This is a genomic window from Pseudomonas sp. FG47 (assembly GCF_057809115.1).
This window is the reverse complement of sequence record NZ_JBMDJI010000025.1, coordinates 16625-33637: the sequence shown is the minus strand read 5'-3', so window position 1 is coordinate 33637 and position 17013 is coordinate 16625. Positions and strand designations below refer to the sequence as shown.

Sequence of the window (17013 nt, the reverse complement as noted above, 5' to 3'; positions counted from 1 at the left end):
CTGTTGCGCCATGCGGGTGGTCCTCGCTCCCGTTCAGGGTTGCAGTTCACGTACCGGCCGAACCTCGACGCTGCCGACCCGCGCCGCCGGGATGCCCTTGGCGATATTCAGCGCCTCGTTGAGGTCGCGAGCATCGACCAGGTAGAAACCGGCCAGTTGCTCCTTGGTTTCGGCGAATGGACCGTCGGTCAGGCTCATATGCCCGGCACGTACACGCACCGTGGTGGCGGTTTGCACCGGCTTGAGCGCCTCGGCGGCGAGCATGCGTCCAGAGCCGTGGATGGACTCGGCATAGGCCATGCACTCGGCGTCTTCGGGGCTGTCGGGCAAGCTGTGCAACAGCGCTTCGTCACAATAGACCAGGCACAGGTATTTCATGATCGTCTCCGGCAGGTCGGGCGGGTAATAGCCGATGGGCGGTATCAAGGCTTGAGGTTGAACAGGGCCTTCTGCGTTTCCATGTCGATCGGCGCCGACCAATGTTCGTGGATCACTTGCCATTGACCGCCGCTGCGCCGGTAGCCAACGGTGGCACGCATGAAACCGCACTGGCTTTCATCGTCGGACGGGCCGCAGCGGTTGAGCCAATGGGCCAGGCCCAGATCGCCGTCGGCGTGCACGGTCAACTGCGCCAGTTCGAACACCATCGGCCCGGTGCAATAGCCCATGCACATTTCCCAGTGCGCGCGGTAGGCGGCCTTGCCTTTGAATTGCAGGGCCTGGATGGCATCGAAGGCCAGGATGTCGTCGGCGTAGGGTTGGACGATGCGCTCGATGTCACGCTCGCGCACGGCCTGCATCCATTGCTCGATCAGTTGGCGGATCTCGGTTTCAGCTGCAGCATTCATCGGTGGTTTCTCCCAGTGTTTGCCGGCGTGGCGCCGAACACATTCCGGCACCTTCAACACTGGTCGAACGAGAACGTCGCGAATCGACAACACAGCCGAAAAAACAACCTCAGGCAGGAACGGCCAGGATGAACTCGCGATAACCCGACAAAATCACATACCCGGCGAAGTAACAGAAAATCGCCGCCGACAGCAGGTAGGACCAGGTCAGCAGGCGATCGCCCAGCAGCCGCCCGCCATGGCTGGCGATACCGCACAGCCCGGCGCACCAGAACAGCCCCGCGGCAAAGAAACCGCCGAGGAACAAGCCGGCATCGAGCGCACTGCCCGCGCCGGACCGGGAAATCAGCACGCCACCCACCGCGGCGAACCAGAGGATAGCGCTGGGCGACGACATGGCCAGGAAGATGCCGCGCAGAAACTCGCGCCAGCCCGACTCGAGCACCACCTCACCGCGCGATTCCAAGTGCCCGCCGCGCCAGGCCGCCAACAGCATCTTCAACGCGAACCACACCAGCAACGCCGAACCACCCAGCCACAGCGTCCAGCGCACGCTCTCGAACTGCAGCAGCACGGTCATGCCCGCCAGCGCCGCGATAGCGTAGACCAGGTCGCCGACACAAGTGCCCAACCCAAGCCAGAAACCCTGCAGGAAGCCACGTTGCATGGCCAAGGTAATCATGGCGATGTTGGCAATGCCGATGTCCAGGCACAGGGACAGGCTGAGAAGAAAACCGTTGGAAAAGGGCATGGATGGCTCGGTCGCAAGCGAAACGTTGGATTGAACCCGAATCTTGCCTGGCGGTACAGGGCGAACCACTCAATCAGGGTTGTTCAACCCGCCAGCACCCGCGCATAGCGCTCGCGATCGACATTGGCCCCGCTGAGCACCACCGCCACGCGCTTGCCGGCCTGGCGCTCACGCTCCTGCAACAACGCGGCCAGGCCCGCCGCACCCGCGCCCTCGGCAGTGTTGTGGGTGGTTTCGTGGTACAAACGCATGGCCTCGGCGATCTCGCGGTCCTCTACCCGCACGATACGCGCTGCGTGTTCGAGTACCATGGCAAACGCCTGCGGTTGCGGCACTCGACAGGCCATGCCATCGGCGAAGGTATTGGCGCTGGCAGTGGTGACGATACGCCCTTGCTCGAAGCTGCGGGCATAGGCATCGGCTGCGCTGGAGACCACCCCGACGATCTCGGTGGACAACCCCAGTAGATTGCGCGCCTGGATCAGCCCGCAAATACCCGAGCCCATGCCGATCGGTACATACACGCAGTCGAGCGCGGCCACTGCCTCGAACAGCTCCAGGGCATAGGTGGCCACCCCGCGCACCAGTTCCGGGTGGAACGACGGCACCATTGCATAGCCTCGCGCCTCAGCCAGGCGCGCTGCCTCTTCCCGGGCCACGTCGAAGTCCACGCCATGCTCCACCAGTTCGGCCCCCAGGGCGCGCATGGCGGCATTCTTCTCCGGCGAGTTGCCTTCCGGGACCACGATCACCAGTGGCAAGCCGGCCTGACGCGCCGCCAGGGCCATGCTCTGGCCGTGATTGCCCCGGGTGGCGGTGACCAACCCGCGCGGCACCTGGTCGCCGGCCAGCAGCGAGCGCACATAGACCAGCCCGCCGCGCACCTTGAAGGCGCCGGTGGGAGCATGGTTCTCGTGCTTGACCCACACCTCGCAGCCCACCCGTTCGGCCAGCAACGGCCAGGCGTGCTGCGGGGTCGGCGGAACATGCTGGTGAACGAAGGCGGCGGCTTCGCGCAGGGCGGGCAGGTCGAACATGGCGGGCGTCCTTATCGGTAATGGGTTGAACCGATGCTAAGGGCCGGGCATTGTATGGGTCCAAACTTATATTGCATGGGCGACAATTTCGTGTGGCTTCCCACCCTGGCGGACAACCAGCAACCGCGCTACCTGGCGCTGGTCGAGGCCATCGCCACCGCCATCGAGCACGGCGAGCTGAAGATAGGCGAGCGCCTGCCGCCGCAGCGACGCCTGGCCTGGGCCCTGGGCCTGAACCCCAGTACCACGCAACAGGCCTACCGCGAGGCTGCCGCGCGGCACCTGGTCTCTGGCGAGGTGGGGCGCGGCACCTATGTGCTGGCGGGGAGCAAGGAGGCGACGTTGTTCCGGCTCAAGCAACCCGCCCGTCAACACCAGGTGATAGACCTGTCGACCAATGTGCCGGTGGCCGACCCGCGCAATCATGACCTCGCGCATAGCTTGCGCCACTTGCTCGAGCAGGGGCAAAGCGCATTGCTCGACCATTACCTGGGGCCAGAGCAGCTGCTGCTGGGGCGGATCCAAGGGGCTCGCTGGCTGGCCAACCGCGGCCTGGCGCTTGTCCCCGAGCAGGTGCTGCTGTGCGGTGGCGCCCAACAGGCCCTGATCCTGGTTTTGCAGTCGCTGTGCCAGGCGGGCGAACCGGTGCTGGTCGAAGCGCTGACCGCCCCTGGCATCAAGGCGGCCTGTCGCCAATTGCGCCTGCCGGTGCATGGCGTGGCCCTGGATGCGCAGGGCTTGCGCCCGGACGAGCTGGACCGCGTCGTGCGGGCCAGCGGCGCACGGGTACTGGTGACCACCCCGACCCTCCACAACCCGACCGGGGCATGCATGGGCGAGGCCCGACGCCAGGCGCTGGCGCAAGTCGCCAGACGCCACGACTTGCTGGTGATCGAGGATGACGTGTATGGCGCCTTGACCGACCTGCCGCCGCTCTACCCCTTGCTCGACGGCCGTGGCGTGCTGATCAGCAGCTTGTCCAAGACCGTGGCCGCCGGCCTGCGCCTGGGGTGGATCGTCGCCCGGCCAGACCTGCTGGAACAGGTCGACCCCCACGCCCAGGCCACCCACTGGTCGGTGTCACCGCTGAACCTGCACATCGCCTGCCAGTGGATCGCCGACGGCAGCGCTGCCCGGCGCCTGGCCTGGCAGCGCCAAGAGCTGGGTGAACGTTGGCGCCTGGCGCGGACGATCCTCGGCGACGCGCTGACAACCGATGGCGTAGCTTCGCCCCATGCCTGGCTGGCCACGCCACCAGAGGCCGAGACACTGGTGGCGCGCTGTCGCGCCCAAGGGGTGGAGATCGTCCCGGCCAGCGTGTTCGCGGTTGGCACCGACATCGTGCCGGCGGTACGGGTCAGCCTGTCGGCAGCGCGCAGCCGGGCCCAGCTGAAACAGGGCCTGGAACTGATACGTCGACAACTATCGCTGTAGGCGCCGGCCTTGCCGGCGAACACCGACGCCCACGACACCGGGCCTCAATTCAGCCGGCAACCTTCGCCCATGGCGCGGTACTGCAGGGTGTGCACCTGGCCCTGATGGTCCTCGTAGGTCATGGTGGCAGGCACCACGTCGCATACGTTGGGGATGGTCGACAAGCTGATGACACGCTTGATGTCGAGGTTGGTCGAGTAGTCGTACTGCTCGACGGCAGGTTGGCTGGAGGCGGTCTTGGCCTCATCGGCGAGGGCGAACGAGGACATACCGACCAATGCAAGAATCAGTAGGGCTTTCATGGGTGTTGACCTTGATGGCTATCAAGCTGGTCGCGTGACTTCTGAAGCCGTCAATGGCGCGGAGAAGTTGTCATCGACTGCGAAGATGACACGAAGTACCGATCCCGCTTTATCGTACTGCTGGGGGGATGTGGGAAATTTTACTCCCAGGCCGGAATAGTTGAACCCCGAACTCGGACATTCACCCTTGCCGTTTTTGCAACAATCTGCGACAAAGCCCTCGCCCGTACTCATCCTCCTTTGACTGAATTGCCATGAATTACAGCCGCCTTCCCGAGGTTCAGCGCCGCCTGCTGGATCACTTCTACCGCCAGCATGGCTCACGCATGCGCGCGGCCGGCGAAGGCGAGCAATGGGTAGCCCGCGCGGATGCAATCATTGCCGGGGTGAACCTGACTCCCGTCACCGGCGGCCAGTGGCTGACCGCCCTGTTCGTCGCACCGCAATGGCGGGGCCAACACGTGGCCACGCGCCTGCTCGACGCTGCGCTGAGGGATGCGCCCGGCGCCACCTGGCTGTTCTGCCACCCAGACCTGTCGCGCTTTTACCAGAACCTGGCCTTCACCCCCGCCGTCGACCTACCCCAAGCCCTGGCCTCGCGCCTGGCCCGCTACCGGCGCAGCAAGCCGCTGATGGCGATGGTCCGCGGTCAGTCGTCGGCAACATCAAGCCCGGGGAACAGCACCTCGGTGTAGCCGAACTTGCTGAAGTCCTGGATGCGCGAGGGGTATAGGCGGCCAATCAGGTGATCGCACTCATGCTGCACCACCCGCGCGTGAAAACCGTCGGCGAAGCGGTTGATCGGCTTGCCCTGGGGGTCGATGCCCGAATAGCTGATGTGCTTGTAGCGCGGTACCACACCACGCAGGCCCGGCACCGACAGACAACCCTCCCAGCCGTCCTCGACCTCCATGGCCAGCGGGGTGATCACCGGGTTGAGGAGGATGGTCCGCGGCACCGGTTCGGCATCCGGATAGCGCTCACTACGCTCGAAACCGAAGATCACCAGTTGCAGGTCGATACCGACCTGCGGCGCGGCCAGGCCAACCCCGCCGACATGGGCCATGGTTTCGAACATGTCGTCGATCAGTTGCTGCAGTTCGGCGCTGCCGAGCATGTGCTCAGGTACCAGCGGGGCAATGCGCAGCAAGCGCTCATCGCCCATCTTGAGAATGTCACGGATCATCAGGTGTTCGGCTCGCGGGTCTGGGGTTCGGAGGTTACCGGGTGCTCATGGCCGAGCACGGTGACGGTCTGCTGCGGGTTGTCCTCATTGAACGTCTTTTCGCCAGGGTCCTTGCCCTCGGCCGACATATGCTCGATCACCGCGTTCATCTCCGCGCCCAGCAGCAACACGGCGGCGGAGATATAGAAGTACAGCAGCAGCACGATGATCGCGCCGATACTGCCATACATGGCGTTGTAGTCAGCGAAGGTCTTCACGTAGTAGGCAAAGCCCAGCGAGGCGACGATCCATACCACCACCGCCAGTACCGAGCCTGGGGTGATGAAGCGGAATTTCTGTTTCACATCGGGCATCACGTAATAGATCAACGCCACTGCCACCATCATCAGGATGATGATCGCCGGCCAGCGTAGTATGGTCCAGACCACCACCACCGCTTCCTCCAGCCCGACCTGGGAGGCGATCCACTCCATGACTTGCGGCCCCAGCACCATCAGCGCGGCGGCGGCCAGCAACATGCCGGCGATGCCCACGGTGTAGATGATCGACAGCGGGAAGCGCTTCCACACCGGGCGGCCCTCCGGTACATCGTAGGCGGCGTTCATCGCGCTCATCATCAGGCGCACGCCGGCCGAGGCGGTCCACAGGGCAATGACGATACCCACCGAAAGCAAGCCACCCTTGGATTGCTGCAACTGGTCGATCACCGGGTTGACCTGCTCCAGGGCCTGGGGCGGCAGCACCAGCTCCGATTGCAGGCGCAACCAGGAGAAGAAGTCCGGCAGGTGCAAAAAACCGATCAGGGCGATCAGGAACAGCAGGAAGGGGAACAGCGAGAACAGCATCTGGTAGGCCAGCGCGGAGGCATAAGTGGACATCTCGTCATCGAGAAACTCCTTGACGGTACGCACCAGCACACGGTGCAGAGGCAGGCCGCGCAGGTCGGGAAAAATCATAGCGTCTCCTTTCGCCGCTTGATCATCGGAGGGCCGGCCAACGCCGAAAAAACCCTGGCAATGCAGGCAAGTCTAATAGACCGTGCCGCAACTGTGACGGCTCAATGGCCAATGCAGGAAAACGGCTACCCGAAATCATGATGATGACTGTAGGCGCCAGCCTTGCTGGCGCCTACAGTTCAATCAGGCAGGCATCACGGCTTCTTCACGGCATCCTTGACCTTGCCTACCGCCTGTTGCGCCTCGCCCTTGAGCTCCTGGGCCTTGCCTTCGGCGCGCAGCTTGTCGTTGTCGGTCACCTTGCCGACGCCCTGCTTGATGTTGCCCACGGCCTCGTTGGCCAGGCCCTTCGCTTTGTCCTTGGTGCCACTCATGGGATGTCTCCTTGAAGGAAAGACACGGAAAATCGTGTCGACATCAGATCGACCCATGCCGCCTCGCCAGAGTTTCAATTTGTTGCGAGGGACGACGCGAGCACGGGCTTGCCCCGCGATGGAGCCCGCCGCACAATGGCAGGCCAATCTAGCGTCAACCCGCAGGAACCTGCATGAAACTCGACAAGCCCACCGCCATCGCGCGGCGCAACGAAGCGCTGACCCGGCCGGTGCTCAACCGCGACAACACCCTGTTCGCCATCCTCGACCCCAAGCGCAACCTGTGGTGGTTCGAGGTGCCGGTGGCCCTGCTGCGCAAGGGCCAGCCCGACTGGGTCAACCTGCTGCTGCACACCCCGCAAACCGACGAACTGCAGCACCTGAAGGTGCCCACCAACTTCCTGCGCGCTCACCAGGAGCAAATGGAAGTGCGCAACCCCGGCAAGCGCCGTTCGACCATCAGCCTGGCCTTGAGCGCCGACCGCGACTCACGGCTGCGCGACACCCGCCCGGGTGGCGAGCAGCTGGATTTCAGCACCTTCGTGCAGGCCTGATCAGGCCCGCTCGATGCGATCGTCATGGATGACGATGCGGCCCTGCTTGAACAGCGCGCCGATGGCTTTCTTGAAGTTGCCCTTGCTGACGTTGAACATCTGGCTGATCAGCGCCGGGTCGCTCTTGTCGCACACCGGCAACACACCACCGGCCGCCTCCAGGCGCTGCATGATCTGCTCGTGCAGGCTGTCGGCCAACGCCTGACCCACCGGTTGCAGGCTCAGGGCGATCTTGCCGTCGTGGCGCACTTCCTTGATGAAGCCCTTCTCGTGCATGCCTGAACGCAGGAACTTGAACACTTCGTTCTTGTGGATCAGGCCCCAATGGCGGTTGTTGATGATCGCCTTGAAGCCCATGGGCGTCTCGCCGGCCACCAGCAGTTCCACCGGCTGGCCGATCTGATAGTCGACCGGGGCGAGGTCCAGGTAGCGATCCAGCTTGGCGGTGGCGGTGATGCGCCGGGTACGCTTGTCCAGATAGGCGTGCACCACGCAGTAGTCGCCAATCTTCAATGGCCGCGACTCTTCCGAGTACGGCATCAGCAGGTCCTTGGACAGGCCCCAGTCGAGGAAGATACCCGCGCCATTGATGTCCTTGACCTTGAGGCTGGCGAACTCGCCCACCTGCATCTTCGGTTTCTCGGTGGTGGCGATCAGCTGGTCTTCGCTGTCGAGGTAGATGAACACGTTGAGCCAGTCATCCAGCTCCAGCTCGGCGTCCTTGGGGAAGTAACGCCGCGGCAGGAGGATTTCGCCGTCGGCGCCGCCGTCCAGGTACAGGCCGAACTCCACGTGTTTCACGATTTGCAAACTGTTGTAACGCCCAAGCAGAGCCATTTCCGAAGATCCTCAAGACAAGGCGGCTATTTTCCAGAGACACAGGTGGATGTCAAAGATTGCCGCGCATTGACAGCCAGGCCCTGACCTACGGTTCACCCAGTCTAGGCTTTCAGTGCAGATTGTCGGGCGCGACCTGATAGAGGCGCAGCGCATGCGCCATTACCCGACTGAACACAGGCGCGGCCACCCGCCCACCGTAATAGCCATTGCGGGTCGGGTCCTCGATTACCACGACCACCACGAAGCGCGGCGCGCTGGCTGGGGCAAAACCGGCGAAGATCGCCCGATAGGCGTGCCCCGCATAACCACGGGAGCCCACCCTGGACAGCCTTGCCGTGCCGCTTTTACCCCCCACCCGGTAGCCAGGCACCCGCGCCCGGTGGATCCCTCGGCGGTCCTCGACCACCTGTACCAGCATGTCCCTGACCCTGTCGGCAATGCCAGGGCTTAGGGCCTGGGTCATCGCCGGCGGTGCATCGACCCGTAACAGCGAAACCGGCAGCAGTTGGCCGCCGTTGGCCAAAGCGGCGTAGGCCCGGGCCAACTGCACCGCCGTCAGCGAAACACCGTAGCCATAGGCCAAGGTCGCCGTCTCGGCAGGTTGCCAGACCTTGCGCACAGGCAAGGCGCCCGAACGCTCGCCGGGAAACCCTGTGCCGGTCGCTTGGCCCAGCCCTGCACGCCGCAGCAACCCGTGGATCCGCGCCGCACCAATATCGAAAGCAACCGTGCTGATGGCAACGTTGCTCGAACGCACGAGAATCTGCGTCATGTCCAGCACTTCACCGGCGGTTCGCGACGCATCGCGAATCAGATACCGCCCTACCTGCAAGTTGCCGGTCTCGACCTTCACGGTATCGCCCGGCAGCCAGCGGCCACTCTCCAGCGCCGCCGCCACCGCGAAAGGTTTCAGGGTGGACGCAGGCTCGAATACATCGACCAATGCGCGGTTGCGCATCAATGATGGGCGCAAGCGTGTGCGGTTGTTCGGGTTGAACGTCGGCTGGCTGGCCAGCGCCAGCACTTCCCCGCTGCGCGCATCGAGCACCACGACGTTGCCGGCCACGGCGGCATGCTCATCGAGAGCATGGCGCAGCTCGCGGTTGGCGAGGTACTGCAACGGCAGGTCCAGCGACAACGCCAACGCCTGTCCTGGGCTCGCCACCCGGCTGACACCCCGATCCTCGATCACACTGCCACGGCGATCCTTGACCAGCCGACGCCGACCATCGACACCCCGCAAGGTCGCATCGAATGCCAGCTCCATGCCCTCGCTGCCGCGATTGTCCCGATCGGTGACGCCGACCACATGGGCCGCGACCGCCCCCGCCGGGTAGAACCGCCGCGGCTGCTCCACGGTGTGCACGCCCTGGATCTGCTCACGCCGCAACATCTGGACGAGCCTCTGCCCCTGCTCCGGCGACAAACCCCGCCGCAGATAACTGAACGCCCGGTCGCGACGGCTACGCAATGTCGCCGCCAGCAACGGCAGAGGCACATCCAGTGCCTGGGCGATCAGCGGCCACTTGGCTTGCTGCGTCATCAGCACCCTGGCATCGCCCCACACCGTCACCATCGGCGTGCTGACCGCCAGCGGTCGCCCGGCCCGGTCCGTGATCAGCCCTCGCGACGCGGCGATCGGCACATGGCGCAGGCTGCGGGCATCGCCCTGCTGGCGAAGAAACGCCGTATCGATAACCTGCAGGTAGACCACCCGGCCACTGACAATCGCCGCCATGAACACCACCAGAAAAACCACCACCCTGAAACGCCAGCGCAGGTTCATTGCGCCAACCAGGCAGGTGCCGGGATATCGAGCAGGCGCAGCAGCCTCGCGTTGACACTGCCAGTGAGCGGCAGCTCGAAGTCCAGTTGCATCAGGTAGATGGCTTGCTGGGTTTGCGCCCCGGCAAGGCCATCGATCTCGCCGCGATAATATTCGCGGGCCTGCAATGCCCCTTGCAGCCTGACCACCAAGGCCGTGCCCAAGGGGGCCGAGCCTTCATGCTCCGGGAGTGCGCGCGCCGAACAGGGTAGCGCAACGCCCAGGACCAGCAGCCAGCACATCCCCAGGCTTGGCAGCGTGCGCCATTTGGTCGAGCACCTGCGTTGGGTCAATAAATCGTCCATTCGACCACCACCCGCCGGTTGCACTGCCGATCCTGCGCGGTCTGCCCATCGCGCTGCGGATAGCGCTCGCCGTAGGCCGAGGTGTCGATCTGCTCGAACAAGGCGCCGTACTTGATCAGGTAATAACTGACCATCTGCGCCCGAGCCTGGGCCAGCACCGCGTTCTGCTCGGGCGAGCCCAGGTCATCCGTATGCCCCTCGATACGCACCTCTGCCATGGGGTGGGCATTCAGGTAACGGCCGACGACCCGCAGTTGGCGTTGCACATCACTGCTCACTTGCGCGCTGTCCGAGCCGAACAACGCCACCAATCCCGCGACATTGTCCTGCTCGTCCGACAATTGCTGGAGTTTCGCAGCCTGCAGCTGATCGGCCTGCGCAAGGTTTACCCACAGCGCGTCGGGGCCGCTGTCGGCATCCACACTGCATCCCGACAACATCAGTGCAAGCAGGACAAGCCAATACATCCGCAAGGCATTCATGGGCCACACGCTCATCAACTGAATGTTCCAAGGTTGGGCCCACAGCATCAGACGGCACAGGCCACGCAGACACCGAGCCATTGATGGAGCTTCAACAACACGGCGTCCCACAGGCGGCTGAACCAACCCGCCTGTTCAACCGTTTCCATGACCACCAGTGGCTTTTGCGCAATTGTCAGCGCATCGAGTTGAAAGTTGACGACACCTACCACCTGGCCCTTGCGTAGCGGTGCCCGCAAGTAAGGTTCGTTGAGGATGGCGCTGATCTTCACCGCGTCCGCCTTGCCATAAGGGACCGTGATCGCGGGACGCTCGCCGGCGTTAAGCCGCACAGTTCGCGCGGAGCCAAACCAGGCGCGCTTTTCGATGAAGACCTCATTGGCCTTGATCGGCATGGCGGTCTCGAACGCGCGCAGGCCCCATTTCAGCAACTTTTCGGTTTCCTGGAACCTGGCGTGGTCGGAGTCAGCGCCCATCACCACGGCAATCAAGCGACGATTGCCCGAGACCGCGGACGCCACCAAGCTGAATCCTCCCTCCTGCGAGTTGCCGGTTTTCAAACCGTCCACCTGCAGGCTGGTACTCCACAGCAGGCGGTTGCGGTTGTACTGATGCACGCCGTTGAAGGTGAACGCCCGCTCTTTGAAAAGGGCATATTCCTCCGGCAGGTCGTGGATCAGCGCACGGCTGAGCACCGCCATGTCACGTGCGCTGCTGAACTGGCCAGGCGCCGCCAAGCCATGCACGGTCTTGAACGTGGTATTGCTCAGCCCTAGCGTCCGGGCGGCCTCGTTCATCAACTTGACGAAGCCGTCCTGGCTCCCGGCGAGGTAGTTGGCCAGTGCGATACAGGCGTCATTGCCGGAGGCGACGACCATGCCTTTGTTCAGCTCGGCCACCGATACCTGGTCACCCCGCTTGAGGAACATCAGCGAAGACCCTTGCAACACCGGATTCCCCGCAGCCCAGGCCTCTGTACCTACATACACCTTGTCGGTGGCTAGCAGCGCTCCCGACTCCAGAGCCTGGCCCAGTAGATAACTGGTCATGATCTTGACCAGGCTGGCCGGCTCCACCGGCGTGTCGGCATTGCCTTCGGTCAGTACCGCGCCGCTGTCGGCATCCATCAATATCCACGCCTGGGCAGCGATACCCGGTGCTCCCGCCCACTCCTCGGCACTGGCCCCCGCGACGCCGATAAACACCTGCAACAGCAATAGCCAATAAATCCGCCTGATCTTTTTCATCGTTTTTAAATCGCACCACATCAACAACTTGCAATAACACCCGGCCAGCAACTTTGTTCAAAGTTCAGCGCCCGCCAGCAACATTGAAAACATGGTGCAGAGGCGTAGACTATAAATCAACGCGCCATAAAGGATATCTGTTATGAACTCAGTTGATATCGAAAGAATCGACCTCAACTTGTTGCGGGTATTCGTCGCCCTGATCGAAGAAGGCGGTGCCAGCCGCGCGGCGATTCGCCTCGGCGTCACCCAGCCCGCCGTCAGCGCGGCCCTGGGGCGATTGCGCGAGCTGTACGCCGACCCCCTGTTCGAGCGCACCGGCAGAGGCTTGCGGCCAACCATGCGCGCCAACGAACTGGCTCCGCTGATCAGCGAGGCGCTCAACCGCTGTCGCCAGGCCCTGGCGTTGTCAGCGGGTGGCAAGGAGGTCAACGGTCGCACGCTAACCATCGGCTTATCGGACGACAGCGAGATCGCCCTGGGGCAACAGCTACTGCAACGTGTCGAGCAACAGTTGCCGGGCTTGCGGATCATTTTCCGGCAGACCCACAGCGGCCTGGTCCAGGACATGCTCATGCGCCATCAGATCGACATTGCTGTAAGCGCCGGCGGCCTGTCCTCCCCGTTGATCGCCCGCCAGCGCCTGGGCAAAGGCAACTACCTGGGCATTGCCGACGCCAACAACCCCGTGCCGACCAGCGCGCAGGACTATGCCCAGCGTCCGCACTTGCTGGTATCGTCCGCCGGCTACGTCGGCATCGTCGACGAAGGGCTCAATGCCGCAGGCTACAAGCGTCGTATCAGGGCCTCCACCTCACACTTCGCGGCAGTCCCGTTCCTGCTCGTCGACACCGACCTGATCACCACGGTCCCCACCCATGCCGCGCTGGCGCTGGAACGGATCAGCCGCATCCGGACCTTTGCCTGCCCCGTGCCCATGCCGTCCTACGAGCTGGAGATCGGCATGCGCGTGGGCAGCAAGCACGACACGGCTCTGCTGCAGGTCAGGGAACTGATCATCGAACTGGTGGCGGGATCGTTCCGCCTGGGCTGATCGATCCCGCCGCGCAGGCTACGCTGGTGGTGAAGCCATCCGGCAGGCCTCGCCCAACCGCGCAGGAACCTGCCAGGCTGGCTGCGCGTCTATCGCCAGGTCAGTCCTCGCAAGGATTCGCCCATGCCATCACGCCTGACCCACGCCCTGCTGCTGATCCTCGGCATCACCCTGGCCCTGGCCGCCTGCAGCCGCATCGACCTGGCCTACCGCAACCTCGACCGCCTGGTACCCTGGTCGCTGGGCGACTACCTGGACATGAACCGCGAGCAGAAGCAGTTGCTCGACGAACGGCTCAAGACGCACCTGGCCTGGCACTGCAAGACCCAACTGCCCGGCTACCTCGACTGGCTCGACCGGGTGCAACTGATGGTCGCCAACGACGCGGTCACCGATGAAAGCCTGCGCCAGCGCACGGTCGAGGCGCGCCAGGCCATCGGCCGGGTCACCGAAGCGATAACCCCCTCTGCCGCGGAACTGCTCAAGGGCATGAATGACAGCCAGGTAGCGCAAATGCGCGAGGCTTTTCGCAAGGACATCGACAAACGCCAGAAGGAATACGTCGACACGCCACTGGCCAAGCAGGTCGAGAACCGTGCCGCACGCATGCGCAAGCGCCTCGAGCCCTGGCTGGGCGAGCTCGATGCCGAGCAACGACTGCGGGTGATGAGCTGGTCACAGGCCCTGGGTGACCAGAATCGCCAGTGGATCGCCAACCGCGCCCACTGGCAGCAGCAACTGGTGCTGGCGATGGAGCAGCGCGCCAGCCCAAGCTTCGAGCCCCGGCTGGCGCAATTGCTGCAGCGCAAGGAAAGCCTGTGGACGCCGGAATATCGCCAGGCATTCCAGAACACCGAGCGCCAGGCACGCAGCCTGCTGGTGGATCTGCTGAAACAGAGCAGCCCGGCCCAGCGGCAATTCCTGCAGCAGCGGCTGAGCAAGGTGCGCGCGGACTTCAGCGAGCTCAAGTGCCTCAAGGGGTGAAAAGCTAAGGCCTAACGCGCCTTGCGTCGATAAGGGAACACATCGATCACCTTCCCCGCCCGGATCGCCTCCTGCAGGCCTTTCCAGTAATCGGCGTCGTACAGTTCGCCATGCAAGCGGCTAAACAAGCGGCGCTGGCCGATATCGGCGAACAGGAATGGCGGAAACTCCTCGGGGAACACGTCATGCGGCCCGATCGAGTACCACGGCTCGCCGGACATCTCGTCCTCCGGATAACGCGGCGGCGGGATATGGCGGAAGTTGACCTCGGTGAGGTAGCTGATCTCGTCGTAGTCATAGAACACCACCCGGCCATGACGGGTGACGCCGAAGTTCTTCAGCAGCATGTCGCCGGGGAAGATGTTCGCCGCCGCCAATTGCTTGATCGCCAGCCCATAGTCTTCCAACGCTTCCAGCACCTGGGCCTCGCTGGCTTGCTCGAGGTACAGGTTGAGCGGGGTCATGCGCCGTTCGGTCCAGCAGTGGCGGATCAGCACGCTGTCGTCTTCAAGGGCCACCGTGGATGGCGCGACCTCTAGCAATTCAGCCAGGCAATCGGGGTCGAACTTGCCGCGCGGGAAGCGAAAATCGGCGAACTCCTGGGTATCGGCCATGCGTCCGACGCGATCGACGCTTTTCACCAACCGGTACTTTTCGATCACCGTGGCCCGGTCGACAGTCTTCGATGGCGAGAAGCGGTCCTTGATGATCTTGAACACCGTGTTGAAGCCCGGCAGGGTGAACACGCTCATGACCATGCCGCGCACACCCGGGGCCATGACAAAGCGGTCATCGCTGTTGGCCAGGTGGTTGATCAGCGCCCGGTAGAACTCCGACTTGCCATGCTTGTAGAACCCGATCGAGGTATACAGCTCGGCGATGTGCTTGCCCGGCAGGATGCGCTTGAGGAAGTTGACGAACTCCGCCGGCACCGGCACATCGACCATGAAATACGAACGGGTGAAGGAGAAGATGATCGACACCTCCGCCTCGTCGGTAATCAGCGCATCGGCCTCGATGCCATGCCCCTCGCGGTGCAGCAGCGGGATCACCAGTGGCCACTGCTCGTCGGGGGTGTACAGCCGACCGGCCAGGTAGGCGCCCTTGTTGCGGTAGAGCACCGGGGTGAACAGCTCCACGGCGAGGGCCGGATCCTTGCAGACCCAGTCGGGCAGGCATTCGCGCAATTGATCCTCCAGGCGCGCGATATCGCCTTCCCGGTCGCCATACGGCACATCGAACGCATAATCGGCGAAGATCGCTCGCAACAAGCCTTTGAGACCGTCCTGCAGCGTATAGGTGCGCGTCTGCGCCGCCCGCTCATGGCCGCGCATCGACGGCCGGGTGGTGTGGATGAACATGCAGCCATCGCTGATCAGGTCATGGCTGAACAGGCTGCAGAACAACGAGTTGTACCAGGTCTCGGACAGCTCGTCGTCCAACCGAGGGTCGATCAGGCGAATGTAGGCGTTCTTGACCAGCGGCCACTGCTCGACGTCCAGCAACACCGCACTGGCAAAGCGCTGGCGCAGCCAGCCGTTGACCTCGGCGACCTTCTCTTCATACAGGTTGATGCGCGCTGCGGCGGCGTGCTGGATGTCCTGCCAGCGCGCCTGTTCGAAGCGCTCGCGGGCGCCGAGGGTGATACGGCGAAAGTGCTCGCGGTAGTCGTCGAAGCCATCGAGGATCATCCGGGCGATATCGACGGCGGGCCAGGCTGGGGTCATGCGCGTGCCTCTATGCAATGGTCACCGAGAGAGCTTAGTCGGATACGAGCCCTGTGGGAGCCGACTTGCCGGCGATGAAGCCCGTGAGGCAATCGCGGATTCACACAGCAAGAAAGCACAAGAATCCCCCACTCGCCCTGACGTACACTCGCGCCCTGCCCCACCGCCGGAGACCACCGTGAGCCCCATTGCCCTCGCCCGCCTGCTGACCCTTGCCGCTGTCTGGGGCGCCAGCTTCCTGTTCATGCGTATCATCGCCCCCGAACTGGGCACGGTGCCGACCGCTTTCTTTCGCGTGTCGATCGCCTGCCTGGGGCTGATCGCCATCCTCGCCGCCGCTCGCGTGCGCTGGGACTTCGACGGCAAGCTGGGCGCCTGCCTGGTGCTGGGCATGATCAACTCGGGGATCCCGGCCACTTTTTACTCGGTGGCCGCCCAGGTGTTGCCCGCCGGCTACTCGGCGATCTTCAACGCCACCACGCCGCTGATGGGCGTATTGATCGGTGCCTTGTGCTTCCGCGAGGCGATGACCCTGCCCAAGCTCTGCGGTATCTTCCTCGGGCTGTTCGGCGTCGGCATCCTCAGCGGCGCCGGGCCGGTGGCGCTGGACATGGCCCTGGTGCAAGGCGCACTGGCCTGCCTGGCGGCCACCACCTGCTATGGCTTTGCCGGGTTCCTGGCGCGGCGCTGGGTCGGCACCCTGGACAGCCGCCTCTCGGCCCTGGGCAGCATGCTCGGCGCCACCCTGCTGTTGAGCCCGCTGTTCGCCTGGAGCGCGCTGAGCCAGCCGCCGGCCAGCTGGGGTGGCTGGCAGGTATGGTTGTCGCTCTTGGGCCTGGGGCTACTGTGCACGGCGTTCGCCTACATCCTGTACTTCCGCCTGCTGAACGAAATCGGGCCAGTCAAGGCCAGCACCGTGACCTTCCTGATCCCGGTGTTTGGCGTGCTGTGGGGGGCATGGCTGCTGGATGAGCCACTGTCGATGGCCCACTTGTATGGCGGGGTGTTGATCGGCGCGGCGCTGTGGCTGGTACTGCGCCCGGCACGATCATGACGTGGGAGCAGGCTTGCCCCGCGATTGCGTCAGGCCAGGCAACAATACAACCT

Annotated in this window: 20 protein-coding genes; 6 read left to right on the top strand and 14 right to left on the bottom strand. The window is 64.0% G+C overall.

What is annotated here, in order from left to right; translation table 11 throughout:
- Positions 1–33 precede the first annotated feature (33 nt).
- The 4 genes from ACODS5_RS17890 to ACODS5_RS17875 form a co-directional block, all read right to left on the bottom strand.
- On the bottom strand, positions 34–378 hold the full coding sequence (locus tag ACODS5_RS17890; protein WP_134693591.1) for a YciI family protein: 345 nt from the start codon (positions 376–378) through the stop codon (positions 34–36).
- 44 nt (positions 379–422) lie between these two features.
- Positions 423–848, bottom strand: a complete 426-nt coding sequence (locus ACODS5_RS17885; protein WP_134693590.1) for a YybH family protein — start codon at positions 846–848, stop codon at positions 423–425.
- A 109-nt stretch (positions 849–957) separates the two neighbouring features.
- Entirely contained in the window at positions 958–1599 is a 642-nt protein-coding gene (locus ACODS5_RS17880; protein ID WP_134693589.1) for a LysE family translocator, read from the bottom strand.
- 83 nt (positions 1600–1682) lie between these two features.
- A complete protein-coding gene (locus ACODS5_RS17875; RefSeq protein ID WP_489109289.1) occupies positions 1683–2636 on the bottom strand; it encodes a threonine dehydratase in 954 nt (317 codons plus the stop codon).
- Between the two features lie 90 nt (positions 2637–2726).
- Between ACODS5_RS17875 and ACODS5_RS17870 the strand changes: the two genes are divergently transcribed.
- Positions 2727–4070 (top strand): aminotransferase-like domain-containing protein, encoded by a 1344-nt coding sequence (locus tag ACODS5_RS17870; RefSeq protein WP_489109288.1) that lies wholly within the window; start codon positions 2727–2729, stop codon positions 4068–4070.
- 44 nt (positions 4071–4114) lie between these two features.
- Here the strand turns inward: ACODS5_RS17870 and ACODS5_RS17865 are convergent, their stop codons facing one another.
- The gene (locus ACODS5_RS17865) at positions 4115–4372 is read right to left on the bottom strand and encodes a DUF2790 domain-containing protein (RefSeq protein WP_186661163.1); all 258 of its coding nucleotides are present in this window, start codon (positions 4370–4372) and stop codon (positions 4115–4117) included.
- Between the two features lie 254 nt (positions 4373–4626).
- Here ACODS5_RS17865 and ACODS5_RS17860 point away from each other — a divergent pair, with 254 nt between their 5' ends.
- Positions 4627–5067 (top strand): GNAT family N-acetyltransferase, encoded by a 441-nt coding sequence (locus tag ACODS5_RS17860; protein WP_134693585.1) that lies wholly within the window; start codon positions 4627–4629, stop codon positions 5065–5067.
- Here the strand turns inward: ACODS5_RS17860 and def are convergent.
- The 3 genes from def to ACODS5_RS17845 form a co-directional block, all read right to left on the bottom strand.
- Positions 5022–5558, bottom strand: a complete 537-nt coding sequence (gene def, locus ACODS5_RS17855) for a peptide deformylase (RefSeq protein WP_489109287.1) — start codon at positions 5556–5558, stop codon at positions 5022–5024. The two genes, ACODS5_RS17860 and def, sit on opposite strands and share 46 nt — an antisense overlap.
- Entirely contained in the window at positions 5558–6514 is a 957-nt protein-coding gene (locus tag ACODS5_RS17850) for a YihY/virulence factor BrkB family protein (RefSeq protein WP_134693583.1), read from the bottom strand. Before ACODS5_RS17850 ends, def begins: the two co-directional genes overlap by 1 nt.
- A 194-nt stretch (positions 6515–6708) precedes the next feature.
- A complete protein-coding gene (locus tag ACODS5_RS17845; protein ID WP_023629533.1) occupies positions 6709–6888 on the bottom strand; it encodes a CsbD family protein in 180 nt (59 codons plus the stop codon).
- Positions 6889–7061: 173 nt separating this feature from the next.
- On the opposite strand from ACODS5_RS17845, the gene ACODS5_RS17840 reads away from it, so the two are divergent.
- Positions 7062–7442 carry a hypothetical protein gene (locus ACODS5_RS17840; protein ID WP_134693582.1) on the top strand — a complete coding sequence of 127 codons (381 nt, stop codon included), beginning with the start codon at positions 7062–7064 and terminating at the stop codon, positions 7440–7442.
- On the opposite strand, the gene ACODS5_RS17835 is transcribed toward ACODS5_RS17840, so the two are convergent.
- From ACODS5_RS17835 to ACODS5_RS17815, 5 genes are all read right to left on the bottom strand, one after another.
- Complete coding sequence (locus ACODS5_RS17835; protein WP_489109286.1) at positions 7443–8279, bottom strand: CvfB family protein; 837 nt, start codon at positions 8277–8279, stop codon at positions 7443–7445. It lies immediately after the preceding gene.
- Between the two features lie 112 nt (positions 8280–8391).
- A complete protein-coding gene (locus ACODS5_RS17830) occupies positions 8392–10068 on the bottom strand; it encodes a peptidoglycan D,D-transpeptidase FtsI family protein (protein ID WP_489109285.1) in 1677 nt (558 codons plus the stop codon).
- Entirely contained in the window at positions 10065–10400 is a 336-nt protein-coding gene (locus tag ACODS5_RS17825) for a peptidoglycan-binding domain-containing protein (protein WP_167659517.1), read from the bottom strand. Before ACODS5_RS17825 ends, ACODS5_RS17830 begins: the two co-directional genes overlap by 4 nt.
- The gene (locus tag ACODS5_RS17820) at positions 10397–10834 is read right to left on the bottom strand and encodes an OmpA family protein (protein ID WP_167659516.1); all 438 of its coding nucleotides are present in this window, start codon (positions 10832–10834) and stop codon (positions 10397–10399) included. Before ACODS5_RS17820 ends, ACODS5_RS17825 begins: the two co-directional genes overlap by 4 nt.
- Positions 10835–10941: 107 nt before the next feature.
- On the bottom strand, positions 10942–12141 hold the full coding sequence (locus ACODS5_RS17815) for a serine hydrolase (RefSeq protein WP_489109284.1): 1200 nt from the start codon (positions 12139–12141) through the stop codon (positions 10942–10944).
- A 142-nt stretch (positions 12142–12283) separates the two neighbouring features.
- On the opposite strand from ACODS5_RS17815, the gene ACODS5_RS17810 reads away from it, so the two are divergent.
- Positions 12284–13195, top strand: coding sequence for a LysR family transcriptional regulator (locus ACODS5_RS17810; protein WP_489109283.1), 912 nt, complete (start codon positions 12284–12286; stop codon positions 13193–13195).
- 123 nt (positions 13196–13318) lie between these two features.
- Positions 13319–14179: a DUF6279 family lipoprotein gene (locus ACODS5_RS17805; RefSeq protein WP_489109282.1), complete on the top strand. Its 861-nt coding sequence runs from the start codon at positions 13319–13321 to the stop codon at positions 14177–14179.
- A gap of 11 nt (positions 14180–14190) precedes the next feature.
- Here ACODS5_RS17805 and aceK read toward each other — a convergent pair whose 3' ends face one another.
- A complete protein-coding gene (gene aceK, locus ACODS5_RS17800; protein WP_489109281.1) occupies positions 14191–15906 on the bottom strand; it encodes a bifunctional isocitrate dehydrogenase kinase/phosphatase in 1716 nt (571 codons plus the stop codon).
- A 178-nt stretch (positions 15907–16084) separates the two neighbouring features.
- Between aceK and ACODS5_RS17795 the strand changes: the two genes are divergently transcribed.
- Positions 16085–16960 (top strand): DMT family transporter, encoded by an 876-nt coding sequence (locus tag ACODS5_RS17795; protein WP_134693573.1) that lies wholly within the window; start codon positions 16085–16087, stop codon positions 16958–16960.
- Positions 16961–17013: the final 53 nt, after the last annotated feature.